Here is a 16017-nt window from a genome sequence, read left to right on the forward strand (position 1 = left end):
ATAGGATCAAAAACTTCACAAAGGAATCTCCCTCCTCAAAAGGGGGAGGTTCTCGCGTTTGATGAGCGTCGCATTGGGGAAGGTGATTTTGAATAGTTTGCCACCAATGGAATCCCTTTTTAGGCACCAATCAACGCTGTTCCGCGCAAGTCACTTGGAGACACCCCAAACTTTCGGGAAAACTCACGACTAAACTGTGTCGGGCTTTCATAGCCCACATCATAAGCGGTCGCCGCCACTGTCAGGCTGCCGATCGACAGCAGACGCCGCGCTTCCATCAGGCGCAGCTCTTTCTGGTATTGCAGTGGTGTGGTCGAGGTCACCGCTTTGAAATGCTCATGAAACGCCGAGGCGCTCATGCCGGATTCTGCCGCCAGATCCGCCACCGGAATCTGGGTTTTGAAGTTTGCGCGGATATAGGCAATGGTCTTGGAAATCCGGCTCGCCGCGCTTTCATGGCGCAAAAGCTGGCGCAGCATCGCCCCATGCCGGGCCCGCAGCAGGCGGAAGTGAATTTCTTTCAGCACCAATGGCGCCAATGCCCGCGCCTCGACCGGATCACGCGACAGCTGATAAAGCCGGACCACCGCATCCACCAGCGCCGCATCGCCCTTGTCCACATTCATCGAATGCAGCTCTTTGCTCGGCTCTCCGATCCCGCCAATCTCATCATAAAGACTGCGCGCAAGCGCCAGATCGAGCTTCAGCGCCAGCGCCACATAAGGCGCCTCCGCGCTGGCCTGTATCACCGCAGACTCCACATGCACCGCATGGCTGACCACCAGCGTGTCCCCCGCGGTGTAGCGGATCACCCGCCCGCCAATCTGTGCTTCCTTGGTGCCCTGCAACACCAGACACATGATCGGCTCATAAAACCCCGGCGTACAATCGCTCACATTCGGGTCCGCAAAGGCAAACAGCCCATCCACCCCGGTGGCACATCCAACGCCCAATGCGCCTTGATCCGCCACATGGTCAAAAACGTCCTGCACAAAATCTTTTGTGATCATCGGGGCCTCCTTTGCCCCACAAATATAGGGCTGTCACGCCGCAGAAAAATACACAAAAGCCGCCGCTCTGGAGGATTAGGCAGATCATTTGGAGAAACAGGCAACCTCTTTGCCCAGCCCTGTGCTATCTTGTGAGCGCGAACATCACTTTTCCCGCTCACGAAACTCATGCCACTTCAGCGCCTTTTATCGCAGCTCTGACGCAGGAACGAGAGACACCATGTATCAAGACGCACTTCAGGCAGGCGGCTGGGCCGTTGTCACCGGTGGCGCAAGCGGCGTCGGCTTTGCCGCTGCGGAGCGCTTTGCGCAGGATGGCCTGAGCGTGCTGCTGGCGGACCTGCCCGGCGAGGCGCTCTCTGAGGCGGCGGAGGCCATCGGCGATCTGCTTGTCGAAGGCGCCGAGGTCACCACCCTGCCCACAGACGTGAGCGATGCAACCGCCGTGCAGGCCCTTGCAGACGCGGCCTTTGCGCTCGGCGATGTGGCGGTTTTGATGAACAACGCAGGCATCGGCCTGCCAAGCAGCAGCTGGGATCACGCCGAGGCCTGGCGCAAAACGCTGGAGGTCAACCTCTTTGGGGTGATCAACGGCCTGCAGGCCTTCCTGCCCCGCATGGTGGCCGCAAACCGCCCGGCTGTTGTGATCAACACAGGCTCCAAACAGGGCATCACCACACCACCGGGCAACCCGGCCTACAACGTGTCCAAGGCGGGCGTGAAAGTCGCCACCGAAAGCCTCGCCCATGAGCTGCGCGAAGCCCGCGCGCCGATTTCCGCCCATCTGTTTGTGCCCGGCTTCACCTACACCGGCATGATTTCGCGCCATATCCCCGAAAAACCGGCCGGCGCTTGGACATCTGAGCAAACCGTAGATCATCTGATAACGCGCATGACGGTAGGGGATTTTTACATCCTTTGCCCGGACAACGACGTATCCCAAGCACGTGACATGCGCCGCGTGACCTGGGCCTTGGGGGACATCCTTGAAAACCGCCCCGCCCTGTCGCGGTGGCACCCGGACTATGCAGAGCAATTTGCAGAGTTTGAACAACCAAAAGACTGATAACTGAGCCAGAGGGAGACCTGATAGCTATGGCAATCTCACTGAAATTGAACGGCAAGACCCATGAGGTCGAGGCCGAACCGGGCACCCCGCTGCTGTGGGTGATCCGCGACGAGCTGAAACTGACCGGCACCAAATTTGGCTGCGGCGTGGCCTCCTGTGGCGCCTGCACCGTGCACATGAACGGCGAACCTGTGCGCTCCTGCCAGACCTACATCGAAGATGTGGAAGACGCCGAAATCACCACCATCGAAAAGATGGAAGAAGACAAAGTCGGCGCGGCAGTGCAGCAGGCATGGCTGGAGCTTGACGTTGTGCAATGCGGCTACTGCCAGTCCGGCCAGATCATGAACGCCGTGGGCCTGCTGCGCGAAAACGCCAAGCCCACCGCCGAAGAGATCGACGATTACATGTATGGCAACGCCTGCCGCTGTGCCACCTACCAGCGCATCCGCGCCGGTGTGCAGCGTGCCGCCGAAATTCTGGAGGCATAAGATAATGACAGTTAATCTTTCTCGTCGCGGCTTTCTGAAATCCGCCGCCGCTGCTGGCGCAGCACTTTATGTCGGTGCTAACGCCAAAGGCGTTCTGGCCGCTTCCAGCTCTGCGAACGCAGCGCTCAACCCGTTTGTGAAAATCGGCGCTGATGGCCGCGCAATCGCGCTCATCAAACACGTCGAATTTGGCCAAGGCCCGGCCACCGGTCTGACCACGCTGATCGCCGAAGAGCTTGGCGTGACCATGGATCAGATCACCTACGAATTCGCGCCCTCTGATCCGCAGGTCTACAACAACCTGTTCTTCGGTCCCTTCCAGGGTACTGGTGGTTCTACCGCCATGGCCAACTCCTGGATGCAGTACCGCACCGCCGGTGCGGCTGCGCGCGAGATGCTGATCTCCGCCGCCGCCAAAGAATGGGGGGTAGATGCCGCCTCTCTGGACATCGTGGATGGCATAGTGACCGATGGTGGCAACTCCGCCTCCATGGGCGATTTTGTGGCCGCTGCTGCCGAAATGGACGTGCCAGCAGAACCACGCCTGCGCGACGCCTCCGAGTGGAAGCTCATCGGCAATGACGCGACCCGCCGTCTGGACAGCCCGATTAAGGTCAACGGTCAGGCCCAATTCGCCATGGACGTGCATCTGGACAATCAGATGGTTGTGATGATCAAACGCACCCCGCAAAAAGGCGGCGTTGTGGCAAGCTTTGATGACAGCGCAGCCAAAGACGTCAAAGGCTTCATCATGGCGCAAGCCATGCCAACCAAAGCAGGTGTTGCGGTCTATGCCGAAAACACATGGGCGGCGATGCAGGCGCGTGAAGCGCTTGAGGTTGAATGGGATATGTCTGCGGCGGAGACCCGCTCTTCCAGCGAGATCAGAGATGAGATCATGGCCGCTCTGGCGACAGAGCCTACCTACAACGTCAACAAGGCAGATCGTGCGGCTGTGAAGGCGACGGTCGATGGTGCCGCAACAGTGCTGGAAAAAACGTTTTACTTCCCGCTCCTGGCCCATGCGCCAATGGAGCCGCTGAACTGCACCATTGAGCAAACTGCCGAGGGCAAAATCGTGCTGCACGATGGCGCGCAGATGCCAACAGGTCCGCATATGGCCTATCAGCAGATATATGAACTTCCCGCCGACAAAATAGAGATCAACAGTATGCTTGCTGGTGGCTCCTTTGGTCGTCGCGCAACGCCAGATGCTGACTACCAGGTCGAAGCTGGCCTTGCCTTCATCATGACAGATCGCTCCCGCCCTGTGAAACTGGTCTGGGACCGCGAAGATGACATCCGCAGCGGCTACTATCGTCCGGCTGTCGGTCACAAAGTGCGCGTGGGTCTGGATGAAAGTGGCACCATCGTGGGCTGGGATCATCAGGTTGCAGGCCAGTCGATCATGAAAGGCACCGCTTTTGAGGCGATGGCCGTACATGATGGAATCGACCATTCCACAGTCGAGGGCATTGCCGACAGCCCCTACACCATCCCAGGACAATCTCTTGGCCTTACGGACACCAAGAAGGCAACAAGCGTTCTTTGGTGGCGCTCCGTGGGCCACACACACACGGCTTATGTGATGGAAGTGATGATGGATCTGGCAGCCAAAGCCGCAGGTAAAGATCCGGTCGACTTCCGCCTGTCCTATCTGACCGGCGGTGGCGAGGCAGACCGCAAAGCGGCTGTGCTGAAACTGGCTGCAGAAAAAGCGGGCTGGGGTAACGCACCCGCCGGTCGCACCCAAGGCATCGCCGTGCACAAATCCTTCGGCTCCTACGTGGCAGAAGTGGTGGAAATTTCGGGCAACAACGACGACGGCATCGTGATCGAAAAAGTCACCGCCGCCGTGGACTGCGGCATCGCCGTCAACCCGGACACCGTGCGCGCGCAGATCGAAGGCGGCATCGGCTACGGCATCGGCCACGCCATGCGCGACCAGATCACACTGGATGGCGGTGCAGTGGAGCAATCCAACTTCCCAGATTACGAGCCCCTGCGGATCTCCGACATCAAGGCGATTGAAACCCACATCATCGCCTCTGCTGAAGCGCCCACCGGCATTGGTGAACCGGGCACCCCGCCCTCCGCACCGGCACTGGCCAATGCGATCGCGGCTCTGACAGATGACAGCCAACTGATCGCAGAGCTGCCAATGGCAGAATCCGGCGTCTACTTCGTCTGATAAGGCTCTGAAACAAAAGCCAAACCCGCGCCGAAAACCTCCTTCGGCGCGGGTTTTTTTATTTGATCGTATCTGACTTCCCCGCAGGGCCGCTTCGATCAACTTTCGATCGTCGTGGTTAAGCTGGACAGACCTGCCGCACGGCTTCAGACAAGAGCCTGTTACACGACCTCCGCAATCAAATTGCAAATCCGATAAAAAGAATTAGCATTATTAAATGCTACAGCCCAACTATCGCTGATACGAAACAGTTTATATCGTCCAACATCGCAGGCTCATTTACACAATTTTTCAGATATTTCTGACGAATCAGACCGGTATCCGTGGTGCCTTCAAGGGCGCTGAATCAGTGGCTGCCCATCAACGAATATTTCTTGACAAAAAAAATAAGTATTTTTAAGAGGGACTGCCTTGATACGTTAACCAATAGTTGGCAAGCCGGTAAAACAGCCAGTGCCTACGGCTTCAACAACCTCGCCTCCGAAAGCAATGCGATGACTTCAAAAATACTTCCAGTCACTTTGTTCAGTATGGCCGTCGCGACCATTTGCTTGAGCTGCTTCGGACAATCACTGCAAGCCCAAAGCGCCCCAGAACCGCTTTCCCCACCCGCAATTGAGGTGCAAATTCCTGAGAGCACCGTGGATACCGCTGAGCGACCTGAAGCACTGGCAGACGTACAACAGCAGGCGATCACCACAAACGAGAATGGCGCAGCAGAAACCCCTTTGCCCGAATCCGCCCTGCCTGATCAGCTTGAGAACGCAGACACTTCAAGCACCACGCCTGAGGAAACACCGCCCATATTGGCAGAAACCGTAGAGACGGATCCGATTACGAACGCGACACAACGCGCATTCAAGTTTCTCGCTGATGGTGGCCCTTCAATCTGGGCGATTGCAGCACTCTCTGTCGCGACCGTCGCTTTGATACTTTGGAAAGTCTGGCGCTTGGCCTTGATCGGCGCCTGGTCAAAAGGCAAGGCCCGGCGCGCGCTTGATGCATTTGAACAAGGTGATGCCCAGAGCGCATTAACGTTTGTGCGTGCGCGACGCGGTTTGCGCTCACGCGTGGTCGCGGCGGCCATAGAAGCGCGACTTACTCTACCAGAAGACGCAGCACGGGAAGAAACCGTTCGCGTCGCAAAACGCAACCTCGGAGAAGCTTCATCCGGGCTGCGCGCGCTTGAACTGATCGCAACAATTGCACCTCTTCTCGGGTTGCTTGGCACAGTTTTAGGCATGATTGCAGCGTTCCAAGCTCTGCAAGAAAGCGGCAGCCAAGCAGACCCTTCACAACTCGCAGGCGGCATTTGGGAAGCGCTTCTCACTACTGCTGCCGGCATGGCCGTGGCCATCCCAGCCTCCGCAGCTCTCACCTGGTTTGAAGCTGTTCTGGATCGCATGCGTCGCGATGTGGAGGATGCCGCTGCAAGAATTTTTGTCTATCAGCGCGATCGCATAGAGACTGCGCAACAACTCGCGGCGGAATGATCTGGAACAACCACGATGGTATTCGCAGACTCCAGAACACGGCGACGAAAGCCAAGCTTAACACCCATGATTGATGTGGTGTTTTTGCTCCTGGTTTTCTTCATGCTGGCCTCTCGATTTGGCATCGATCAAGTGCTGCCCATGCCTCTGGCCTCAGGGGGCGGAGACTTCACCGGAAAACCAAGGTTGGTGGACGTCTTACCCGACGGGCTAAGATTGAATGGCATCGCAATTTCCGAAGCCGATCTCGGCTCAGGCTTGGCAGAGCTCATGGACGAAAAAAGCGATGCGATCATCTTGCGCAGTTCTGACGGAGCCACAGTTCAACGCGTCATCGCGACATCTGAGTTGCTGCGTGCGGCAGGCTTCAAGGCAATTGTACTGGTGGAGTGATCAAATATGATGGATTTTGCACCAGAGCCGCGCCGCCAACGCGCCGAGTCTATTGTCCCCATGATCAATGTCGTGTTCTTGCTCCTGATCTTCTTTCTGATGACGGCAAAGCTCTCCCAACCTGATCCCTTCGAAGTCACCCCACCCGTCGTGGTACAGGGTGCACCTCCGCAAGATGATGCCGCGCTCTACGTTGGGAAAAACGACCAGCTACAGTTTCGGGACACCAAAGGCGAAGCCGTTTTCGAAAGCCTTGCTCTGATCAGCAAAACACATCCAACTTTACAGGTACGCATCGACGCGGCACTCGATGGAGACGTTCTGGCACGCGTCATGGCGCGGCTCGCTACGTCGGGGTTTCGCAACATAGAAGTCGTGGTTGACGTCAAATGAAACGACTTTTCGAGTTTTGCATTTTTGTCGCCTTGGCCGCGGGTATGCACATCATGCTTGCCCTGAAGGGGCCAGACACCGGTGGCGCCACGGGTGGGGCCGGTGGCGAAGCCTATATCACGCTGGCCGGCGCTTCCGCGCAGATCGAAACCGTTCTCGAAGAATGGACCCGTCCCCCAGCGGTACAAGACGTGCTAGACCTCGAACAACCCAGTTTTGATACCCCCGAAGCAGCTCCTGTGGCGGTGCTCGAAATGGACCATGCGCCACGTGCGACGCTCACAATCGCTGCACTCGCCCCATCTGCTCCCCCGAAAGCGCCAGACGTAAGCGCACTTCAAAGTCCGATAACACCACCGCCAGCGATGGCATCGCCAGCTTTGCAAATGCAACCGACAACGCCAGACAGTCAACCTGACAAACCGGCCAGCAAGCAAGACGCAAGACCTGCGCCGCAATCACAACCGAGGCCGAAGACGCCCGTCATAGAGGCAGCTCTGGTTACTCCAACCTCGCCGCCGCCACCGGATCCTGCGCCCGCACCTAAGAAAAAGACGCAGACCAAAACCGCCAAGCCCAAGAAAGATGCCCAACGCGCAGATAAGGCTCAGAAAGCCTCGGCAGGCTCCACGGCGCAGAAGGCCGCAGGCAGCGGTGGCGGATCAGAAGCGGGCACATCAGGCAAGGTCAACGCACTGGGGAAAGGCCAATCCGCAAAGCTGAAAGCTATCTGGGGCAGCAAAATCCAAGCGCGCATTGAGCGCAACAAACGCGCCCCTCGAGGTGAAAAAGGATCTGCTGTCGTCCAAATCCGCATGTCCGTTGCTGCGGATGGGCGGCTGGTCGCCGTGTCAGTGGCAAAATCATCAGGCATCGCAGCGTTTGACACGGCCGCACTGCAGGCCGTCAAACGTGCGAAACGTTTTGCAAAAGCGCCCAAAAAGCTCCCACAAACCAATCATGGATTTATTTTTAAGATGCGGTTCAACATCCGCTAGTGCCGGTTTGCTGCGTTGTAACACATCGCGTTTTGTGTCCGCCAATTGCGCCACGCAGTAGGGAAACGGTGTTTCTCGCAACCGAAACCTACCGGTGCTAACACAATCCAATCACAAAGGGTGTACAATCCGGTGAAGCTCTTTTTTAGTGCGTTTATTTGATCAGCCCTTAGCAACATGAGCCAAATGACCCTTTCTTCTGATAAACATCCGTCCGAACTCAGTAATCAGGAGTTTTTTGGCAATGAGGACCCTGACATCGCTTACAGCAGAGTTTGGTTTTACATTCTGAAAAGTCAGCGAAAATTCTACGCGCAGTTTGCCCAAGCTCTTAAGAAGGAAGGCCTCGGCGACCCAGTATGGTATGAAATCCTGTTTGAAATCGCTCAAACAGGAGACAAAGGCAAACTCATGGGGGAAATTGAACACAAACTCATGATACCCCAGTATACAATTTCCCGCCAAATTGGGCGCATGGAAAACGCCGGCTTGATTTACCGCGAATTCATAGCGGATGGTCGCCGCAAACAACTGCTGTTTCTCACCGAGCTTGGAAAACAAAGGCTGGATATTGTTTGGCCAATTTACCTCAGGACTTTGAAGGCTGAAATGGAGCCGCTTCTGAGCACAGACGACGCCTATGATTTGGCACGTTTCTTACTTAGGCTGCTGCCAGACAAATGAAAAAGGCCCCGCTAAGAGCCGGGCCTTTCACTAAATCTGACTGTATTGTACTGGATTAGAACTTGGCAACAGCTTGAATAACGATGGTGCGTCCTGGTTCCTTGATCGCGCTAAAACCAGCATAGTCGCCACCATAGCTGGCACGATCGGCATAATCCTCGTCAAAGACGTTCAAGATCTCCGCACGGAAGGTCAGGTTCTCTGCTGCCGGGGGAGAGTATTCGGCGAACAGGTTGAGAACCTGATAGCCATCAAGCTTCTGTGTCCCCGCAGCTGACGCGTAGTCCGGGCTATAATCCAGCGCGACGTCAAGGCTTCCGCCCACAAGCATATTCGCTTGTGGGATGCGTTGCTGGACCTCCAAAGCGAGGATCTGCCCCAAGGGCGCTGCATAGTCGACGATATCGCCAGACGCCACGAGGTTGTCGTCACGTTTCACTTCTGAGTTGGAGTAGGTAAAGCGCGCGCCTCCAAGATCCCAGTTATAGGAAGCATATAGATTGAAGCCTTCGCTGGAAAAATCAAAGTTCCCATCGAATTCGCGCGCATCTTTCACATCTGTCTTGAAGATCTCACCACCCGCGCTGAACGCGCCTGAAGTCCAATCCAGACCCAGGTTAATGTTCTGGGCGCGCGCGCTGTCCAATGAGGCATAATCCCAGGGCCCACCAAACATCGGGATGGTGCGGAAAAACTGATATCCATCTTCGATCTGCAGGCCACCAAACACATTGGAGTAGCCACCGCGCAACGAGAGGTTATCATTTACTGCATAGATGGCCGATGCATTCCCGCTGATACCGCTGTAGTCATCTTCGAAACCACCTTCCCCTTCAAAATTCTGGAAGTCAGCTCTTAGACCCGTCGAAATCTTCCAACGCTCGGTTGGCTCGAAACGTGCTTGCGCAAAAATACCAATATTACGTGCATTTTCCTGCAAAGAGGGCACCGTCTCATCCCAGTACTCGCCTTTGCGATCATAGAAATCGAAACCGGCGACAATTGTGTTGGTTTCAGACAGATGGAATGTGTTCTGAAGCTTTGCAGAAAGTGTGCTGGTTTCAGTGTTGCTTTGGTTGAAAATGGCGGCAGCGATTTGGCTCTCTGAATAGCCCAACACGACCTCCGGATCCCACATGCCGCTGCCATTTGTCAGACTGTAGTTAAACGACAGATTGGTCCGTTCAGTGTCATAACGAATTAGTGGTCGCGCACTGTTCCCAAAGTTTGCGCGCTGATTGCGCAAAGCATCATCGACGAGTTTCTGCGCGGAAACTTCGAAACGATGCCCGCTATCGGACTCATATGCTGCCTTCAGCAGACCCGTCTGAAGATCAGCCTGTGTGCCCAACGCTTCTTCGCCAGAACCGTCTTCATAATTCTCACCAGTAGCGGAACGCCCGTACAACAGGATCTCCCAACCGTTTTTGACCGCACCTACGGTCAACGCTCGATTGAACGTTTCGCCGTTGTCGGCATACCCAAGACGGATATCACCGCCAAACGTCTTGCCTTCAGCCACAACATCCGTTGCGTCTTTGGTTTCCATAATCACGGCACCCGCGACAGCATTGGGCCCGGTATCAGCCGCCGCAACACCAGGGTCGACACGGACAAACTTCAGCAGCCCAGGATCAAATACATTGGCGCTCGCGTGGTGGAAAACACGATTGTTCTGCAGTACGCCATCCATGGAAACGACAAGGTTGAGCATGTCGATGCCATTCACAAAAATCTTCTGCGCAACTGGGATCGCCCCGCCAACGGAAACGTTCGCAACACCCGCAAAGACATCTTTCATGTCACCAAGGCGCGCGCGCTCCATCTCAGCATCAGCAACATAAACAGACGCACCGCGGTCAGCGGCCCCCTGCTGCTCATCTTGCGATTCCACTGTAATAGGATCCAGAGTGAAATACTCATCCTCTAAGTCTTGGGCAAGTGCACTCCCTGCGGGAAACGTCAGTGCTGCACATGTACCCAACAGAAATCCGCGAACATTTTTTTGTGAAATCATCATCAGCTTCACAATCTCCATTTTGAGTTTGCTCTGGCTGCTTCAGATCGAGTCCGAAAGTCTGGCTAAGATCAAGCAGGCTATAGGTGTCATGTTCTTCACATGCAATTGCATGTTTTGATCAGAGCGCATTCTGCGTCTTTTTTGCATCAAGAAACAACCGCCACCCAAAAAACCAAAGAAGAGAAAACGGCACAGTTAAAGTTAATTAAAGCCTTCAATAGCTTGTTTTATAACCATAAATAAAAACTCTTAAAGTAAATCTTCTGCTGTAAAACACTCTAGAAACAAAGGCTGAGCTATGGTCCTGTCAGGCCCGATCAAGCCAATCGGGGTCATCGTATCGCAACGCATATCCTGATTTTGGACCAGGTGAAATTCAACTTGGACACTGCGCCAACTTCCGACCGGTCCGTTCTCCGAATACAAATCACGCATTCCGTTTTACTGGCGGCCAGGCATTCTTCGAAGAATGAGCCACTTAGAAAGCTGGCAAGTCCTTGACATACAATCCTCATTACTTGATTAGATCAATCGGGATTTATCTGATGAAAATCATCGGCTTTTTTTGGAGGAAACGCGCATGATCAAATCCACCCTGAAACTTTCCACCGCTCTTGCAGTCTTTCTTGCAGCATCTGCCGCAACAGCAGACACCTACGGCCCGTTCCCTGTCACCGTGAAAGGCTATGAAGGGGACAAAACCAATTCTGTTTCCTACTCCGGCCAAATCGCTCGTCATGCTCTGCACGACAGCCTGAAAAAAGCCGCTGCCAAAGGCAATGGCGGTGCAAACGCGGCAGAAATCGAAGCCATGCTGCTCGCATACTTCAATGGCTCTGACGATGATCTTGCGATTGTGGCACCAGCTTCCAAAGACGGCTACCCTGTGAAGCAGTCAACGGTAAACGCGATTTCATCTGGCAAGAACATCTCCGGGAAATTCTATGACGGCGCGATGCCTGCGTGGCCGGGCAATGTCAGCGGGAAAGAAGCCGTGTTGCACATGATCAAACACGCGGCACAGTCCGATAGCGGGTTTGACGCAGAGAATGGCTATGACTGGGGTCAGGTGATCTCCAAGTACACCATGGGCGCCATGATGTATAACCAAGCTGTCGACAACTATCTGGACGAAAAGCTGGACGCCGACAACAAACCAAACGACAAGCCTTACAAAGAAGGCGCCTACTATACCGGGAAAGAACACTCCTGGGATGAGGCATTTGGATATTGGGGCGGCCCTGCGCACACCCTCAGCCTGAGCCCGGAACAGGCATACAGCATCGCCAAGCAAAAAGATCTGGCTGCGGCCGATGCCAACGGCGATGGCATGGTAGACCTTAAGTCAGAGCACGTGTTTGGCCCTGCCTACTACGCTGCGGGCGCAGACAAAGGCGGCACCAAGTCCACCGACTACATGCACACCATCATGCGCGCCTTCATCGATGGTCGTCAGCTCATCGCAGACGCCAACGGCGAAGCCCTGACAGATGAACAACGCGCTCAGCTGAAAGGCTATGCGGAAGTCATCGAAAGCAACTGGGAAAAAGTGCTTGCTGAGGCGACCTTCAAATATGCGGGTTCTGTCTACAAAGACATCGCCAAAATGGGTGAGCTGGAAGGCGAAGAGCTGGCCAAAGCATATCGCAACTATGTGAAGCACTGGGGTGAGCTGAAAGGCTTCGCCATGGCGCTGCAGACCGGCAAAAACAACCTGGGCGCAACCGCGACCGAGCTCAACAACCTGATCGGCTACGGTCCTGTGACACTGGACAACACCTATGTGACAGGCATTGACGCAGACGGAAACTTCCTGCGCGAGCGCCGTAAAACCTGGGCAGACTACCAACTGCAAATGCTGGAAACCCAGAAGCTTCTGGCTGACACCTTCGGCCTGAAGTCCCGCGCCAATGACGCATTGGCGGATCTGGAAACGCTGGCTGGCAAGCTGAACTCTGCAGACAGCGCAGAAACAGACTAAGACACGCGCGGCGGCATCCATAGGGTGCCGCCCACTCTTTCTTCATGGATCTGATACAGTCCCTCACACCCTTTGTTTCTGATTTCGCCGACCCGAAGAAACGGATCTTTGTCGGTTATCTTGGGTTGTCGGTTCTGATCGCTTTCCTATGGCTCGTCTTTGTAAAACGACAGTCTCTTCAGAATGCATTCTCACGTGTGTTTGATCGGCGGGTTTTCTTCTCGAAATCGTCGATGGCGGACTACCAAATATTCCTGATCAACCGCGTATTTACTCTGTTTGTATCACCGCTCCTGATCACACAGGTTGCGATCGCAACTTCGATCTATTTTACCTTGCACAAGCAAAGCTTCATAAGTCCGGGCTTTTTTGAAGATGCAAGCAAACCCCTGGTCGTTGCAGGGTTCTCCCTCACCCTTTTTCTGGCAGATGATCTAACGAAATACTTCCTGCATCGCTGGATGCACAAATGGCCCCCGCTTTGGGCCATCCACAAGGTACATCACTCTGCAGAGACTCTGACACCGATCACCGTTTATCGCGTACACCCGCTCGAAGGGGTCCTATACGCGCTGCGCAGCGCATTTGCACAAGGTCTAGTCCTGCCAATCTTCATTTTTGCGTTTGGCAAAACCGTGGACCTTTACACTGTTGTCGGGGTGAACGTGCTGGTTTTCCTGTTCCACGTCACCGGCTCAAACCTACGGCATTCCCACATCAACATCAGCTATTGGCCCTGGCTCGAACGTATTTTGATTTCGCCCGCACAACACCAGCTCCACCATTCGACAGCCGAAAAGCACTTTGACAAGAATTTTGGCGCTGCACTCGCACTCTGGGACTGGTGTTTTGGGTCTCTTCACCTGTCTGAAAAAGACGACGATCTCACCTTCGGGCTGCCACAAGAAGAAGCAAGTGCTACAAACTTGGCAGATATCTATCTCCGCCCTTTCCGGGATACATGGCGCTATTGTCTCCGCCGCTATCACCGCTTGGGACGCGCGCACCAGAAACAGACATCCCCAGGGACTGATTAACTCTGCACGCGATCGATACCGAAGGCGCAAGATGCGCCTGGCCCTGCTTATTTCCGCTACAACATCGTCCACACAGTGGCAGCAAAAAAACACGTTTTCTATCGGCGGCAGAGGACAACTCATGCCGCCAAAATCACGCCTCTACGTTCAGCCTTTTCGGCATCCTGATCGGATCAAAGGAAACGCTCATCCAGCGGATAGCACGACATGGTGTCAAAGCCATCATTGGTGACAACGCCTTGATCTTCCAACTTGACCATGTGATCGCCACCCACTTCGCCAACAAGAGCCTCCACGCATAGCGTCAACCCCGGCTCCAACTGGTGATCAAAAGCGCCCTCAATCATGTGGTCGGGATAGGCTACCAAAGGCCACTCATCACACAAGCCAACACCATGAAGTGCACAAGAATACTTCAGCGGTTGATACTTGGCTTGAAGCGGGTGAATGGATCGCGAGAGCTCCTCCATGTTCACGCCCGGCCGCAGCAGCTCTGTGTTGTAGCGGATGTGCTCCATCGCCTCGCCATAGCTTTCCCGCATATGGGCGGGTGCTTTGTCGTCCCCGATCCACCAGGTCCGACTGAGATCCGCACAAATTCCATAGGGTCCAATCAGATCGGTATCAAAGGCAAGAATTTCGTTTTCTGCAATCTCCCGTGGACCACACTCCTGAAACCAGGGATTTGTCCGAGGCCCCGAAGCAAGCAACCTTGTCTCAATCCACTCACCACCACGCTTGATGTTCTCGGCATGCAACACAGCCCACACATCGTCTTCCGTAACCCCACCCTTTGGAATTTCGGTGCGCGCAAAATCCTCCATCACTTTCATGGACTGCTCACAGGCATGAATCGCGCACCGCATGGCACGCAATTCGTGCTCAGTCTTTATTGCACGTGTGCGCTCCGTGACTTCCTCACCATCCTGATAAGAAAGCCCCTGTCGTCGGAGTGCATCCAAACCAGCTGGTTGAATTTTATCGATCGCCAGACGCTTTTCACCCGGTGCATGACGCGCCAAAAGATCCGCAATTTCTGCTGCGAAAGCGTCTGCACCAGATCCAATCCGATCGCCTCGCGCAAAATAGAACATATCCGCTCCAGAACGGCTCTCTCGCACCAGAGGATTGTACTCTGCAAGAAATGGCGCGTTCTTATAGTCCCACAGCACCATGTACCCATCCGCACAAAGCAAAACCGCCCGGAAAGGGTTATGCGCGTTCCAAAGTTGCATGTTCGTGGTGTCGGTCGCATAACGAATGTTCAAAGGATCAAACATCAAGAGACCGGCATAACCACGCGCAACAATCGCATCAGTCAGCCTGCGATGACGTGCCTCTCTCATTGTTTTAAGATCGGGTAACTCCAACCCTGCCTGTCGCCACTCTTCAAAAGCGAGCGCCGTTGGGCCAATTTCCACCCGATCTCCGACGTTGAGTGTCCCATCCCCGAGGCGTTGTCCTTGGCTCGGGTCGATCTTACGAAATGAGCTGTAATGCGAATTCATAGAACCTACCGCTGTGTTAGCTATTGAGTGAGGCAAGCGTTCGCGCTCACTCTTCATAAAGACAGCATTCTTATTTACAAACGTTTCGGCGAGCGTAGAAACGACAGCTTTGTCGCTCCAAACGCGCAATCCAATGTCGCGAGGCCGGTTGGTTCAACATTCGCAAAGAGCAAAGCGCGGGCGGGCATCGCCCTCAACCTTTTGATTTTTCAGATGTTCACCTTTTCAAACCGCCTTCAGGCCAAAAGCAATGCACTCGGAGCAAGCCTGAAATGCGCTGAAGCCTTCAATTTTATGCGCAAAACACTTGTTTACTTGACTGAAGTTGCCTAATTGCGCCGCATAAAGTTCTGACGCCCCCCTTACATCGTTTCCCTTATCTCCAGACAGGAGTGACCCATGTTGACACGCGACGACCTGATCCGCGACCAGCGCACGCGCGGAGGCTCTTTCTTTTCTGTTCTTTTTGTCTATGGGATTCTTGTGGGCACTTTGGTTTTGACGGGCATGGCCGTTCTTTAACGAAACAGCCCCCTTCCAACGCTGCGAAGTCGAAAAACTACTCAGAAAAACCGCCCACTGAACGCGGGCGGCGCAAATGCAGACAGCAGCGTTATAAGTTTGCAGATTCGCCCACATTGTCGACCCCACGCTCTTCCAGCAGAGCGGTCAGCCAGTTGGGATCCATTTCCGGCACGGAACTCAAAAGCAGGTCGGTGTAGGGATGGTGCGGCGGCGTGAACATCGCG

The 16017-nt window shown here is 54.8% G+C and carries 16 protein-coding genes; 12 read left to right on the forward strand and 4 right to left on the reverse strand.

Annotation, left to right across the window (positions count from 1 at the left end):
* Positions 1-119 precede the first annotated feature (119 nt).
* A complete protein-coding gene (locus J7413_RS14900; RefSeq protein WP_209099568.1) occupies positions 120-1010 on the reverse strand; it encodes an AraC family transcriptional regulator in 891 nt (296 codons plus the stop codon).
* A 220-nt stretch (positions 1011-1230) separates the two neighbouring features.
* Here J7413_RS14900 and J7413_RS14905 point away from each other — a divergent pair, with 220 nt between their 5' ends.
* The 8 genes from J7413_RS14905 (at position 1231) to J7413_RS14940 (ending at position 8722) form a co-directional block, all read left to right on the forward strand.
* Positions 1231-2076, forward strand: a complete 846-nt coding sequence (locus J7413_RS14905; RefSeq protein ID WP_209099570.1) for an SDR family NAD(P)-dependent oxidoreductase — start codon at positions 1231-1233, stop codon at positions 2074-2076.
* Between the two features lie 29 nt (positions 2077-2105).
* Complete coding sequence (locus tag J7413_RS14910; protein WP_209061024.1) at positions 2106-2570, forward strand: (2Fe-2S)-binding protein; 465 nt, start codon at positions 2106-2108, stop codon at positions 2568-2570.
* 4 nt (positions 2571-2574) lie between these two features.
* Positions 2575-4761, forward strand: a complete 2187-nt coding sequence (locus J7413_RS14915; protein ID WP_209099573.1) for a molybdopterin cofactor-binding domain-containing protein — start codon at positions 2575-2577, stop codon at positions 4759-4761.
* 641 nt (positions 4762-5402) lie between these two features.
* Positions 5403-6254, forward strand: coding sequence for a MotA/TolQ/ExbB proton channel family protein (locus J7413_RS14920; protein WP_348538757.1), 852 nt, complete (start codon positions 5403-5405; stop codon positions 6252-6254).
* 15 nt (positions 6255-6269) lie between these two features.
* The gene (locus J7413_RS14925) at positions 6270-6647 is read left to right on the forward strand and encodes a biopolymer transporter ExbD (RefSeq protein ID WP_209099575.1); all 378 of its coding nucleotides are present in this window, start codon (positions 6270-6272) and stop codon (positions 6645-6647) included.
* A 6-nt stretch (positions 6648-6653) separates the two neighbouring features.
* Positions 6654-7040, forward strand: coding sequence for a biopolymer transporter ExbD (locus J7413_RS14930; RefSeq protein ID WP_247743544.1), 387 nt, complete (start codon positions 6654-6656; stop codon positions 7038-7040).
* Positions 7037-8038: a TonB family protein gene (locus J7413_RS14935; protein WP_209099577.1), complete on the forward strand. Its 1002-nt coding sequence runs from the start codon at positions 7037-7039 to the stop codon at positions 8036-8038. The genes J7413_RS14930 and J7413_RS14935 overlap by 4 nt, the downstream gene beginning before the upstream one ends.
* A gap of 177 nt (positions 8039-8215) precedes the next feature.
* Positions 8216-8722 (forward strand): MarR family winged helix-turn-helix transcriptional regulator, encoded by a 507-nt coding sequence (locus J7413_RS14940; RefSeq protein WP_209099579.1) that lies wholly within the window; start codon positions 8216-8218, stop codon positions 8720-8722.
* A gap of 55 nt (positions 8723-8777) precedes the next feature.
* Here J7413_RS14940 and J7413_RS14945 read toward each other — a convergent pair whose 3' ends face one another.
* Positions 8778-10760 (reverse strand): TonB-dependent receptor, encoded by a 1983-nt coding sequence (locus tag J7413_RS14945; protein WP_247743545.1) that lies wholly within the window; start codon positions 10758-10760, stop codon positions 8778-8780.
* 562 nt (positions 10761-11322) lie between these two features.
* Here J7413_RS14945 and J7413_RS14950 point away from each other — a divergent pair.
* Positions 11323-12723, forward strand: coding sequence for a DUF4856 domain-containing protein (locus tag J7413_RS14950; protein WP_209099581.1), 1401 nt, complete (start codon positions 11323-11325; stop codon positions 12721-12723).
* A gap of 44 nt (positions 12724-12767) precedes the next feature.
* Positions 12768-13760, forward strand: coding sequence for a sterol desaturase family protein (locus J7413_RS14955; RefSeq protein ID WP_209099583.1), 993 nt, complete (start codon positions 12768-12770; stop codon positions 13758-13760).
* A 173-nt stretch (positions 13761-13933) separates the two neighbouring features.
* On the opposite strand, the gene dddP is transcribed toward J7413_RS14955, so the two are convergent.
* A complete protein-coding gene (gene dddP / locus J7413_RS14960; protein ID WP_209099585.1) occupies positions 13934-15268 on the reverse strand; it encodes a dimethylsulfonioproprionate lyase DddP in 1335 nt (444 codons plus the stop codon).
* Between the two features lie 27 nt (positions 15269-15295).
* Between dddP and J7413_RS14965 the strand changes: the two genes are divergently transcribed.
* Complete coding sequence (locus J7413_RS14965; RefSeq protein WP_209099587.1) at positions 15296-15601, forward strand: hypothetical protein; 306 nt, start codon at positions 15296-15298, stop codon at positions 15599-15601.
* A 66-nt stretch (positions 15602-15667) separates the two neighbouring features.
* Positions 15668-15790 (forward strand): hypothetical protein, encoded by a 123-nt coding sequence (locus tag J7413_RS20680; RefSeq protein WP_280636585.1) that lies wholly within the window; start codon positions 15668-15670, stop codon positions 15788-15790.
* Between the two features lie 91 nt (positions 15791-15881).
* Here J7413_RS20680 and J7413_RS20735 read toward each other — a convergent pair.
* Positions 15882-16017: hypothetical protein (locus J7413_RS20735; RefSeq protein ID WP_209099618.1), on the reverse strand; the 136-nt coding region annotated here is incomplete at its 5' end.

The sequence above is a fragment of the Shimia sp. R10_1 genome (assembly GCF_017744095.1).
In the GTDB taxonomy this organism is placed as follows: domain Bacteria; phylum Pseudomonadota; class Alphaproteobacteria; order Rhodobacterales; family Rhodobacteraceae; genus Shimia.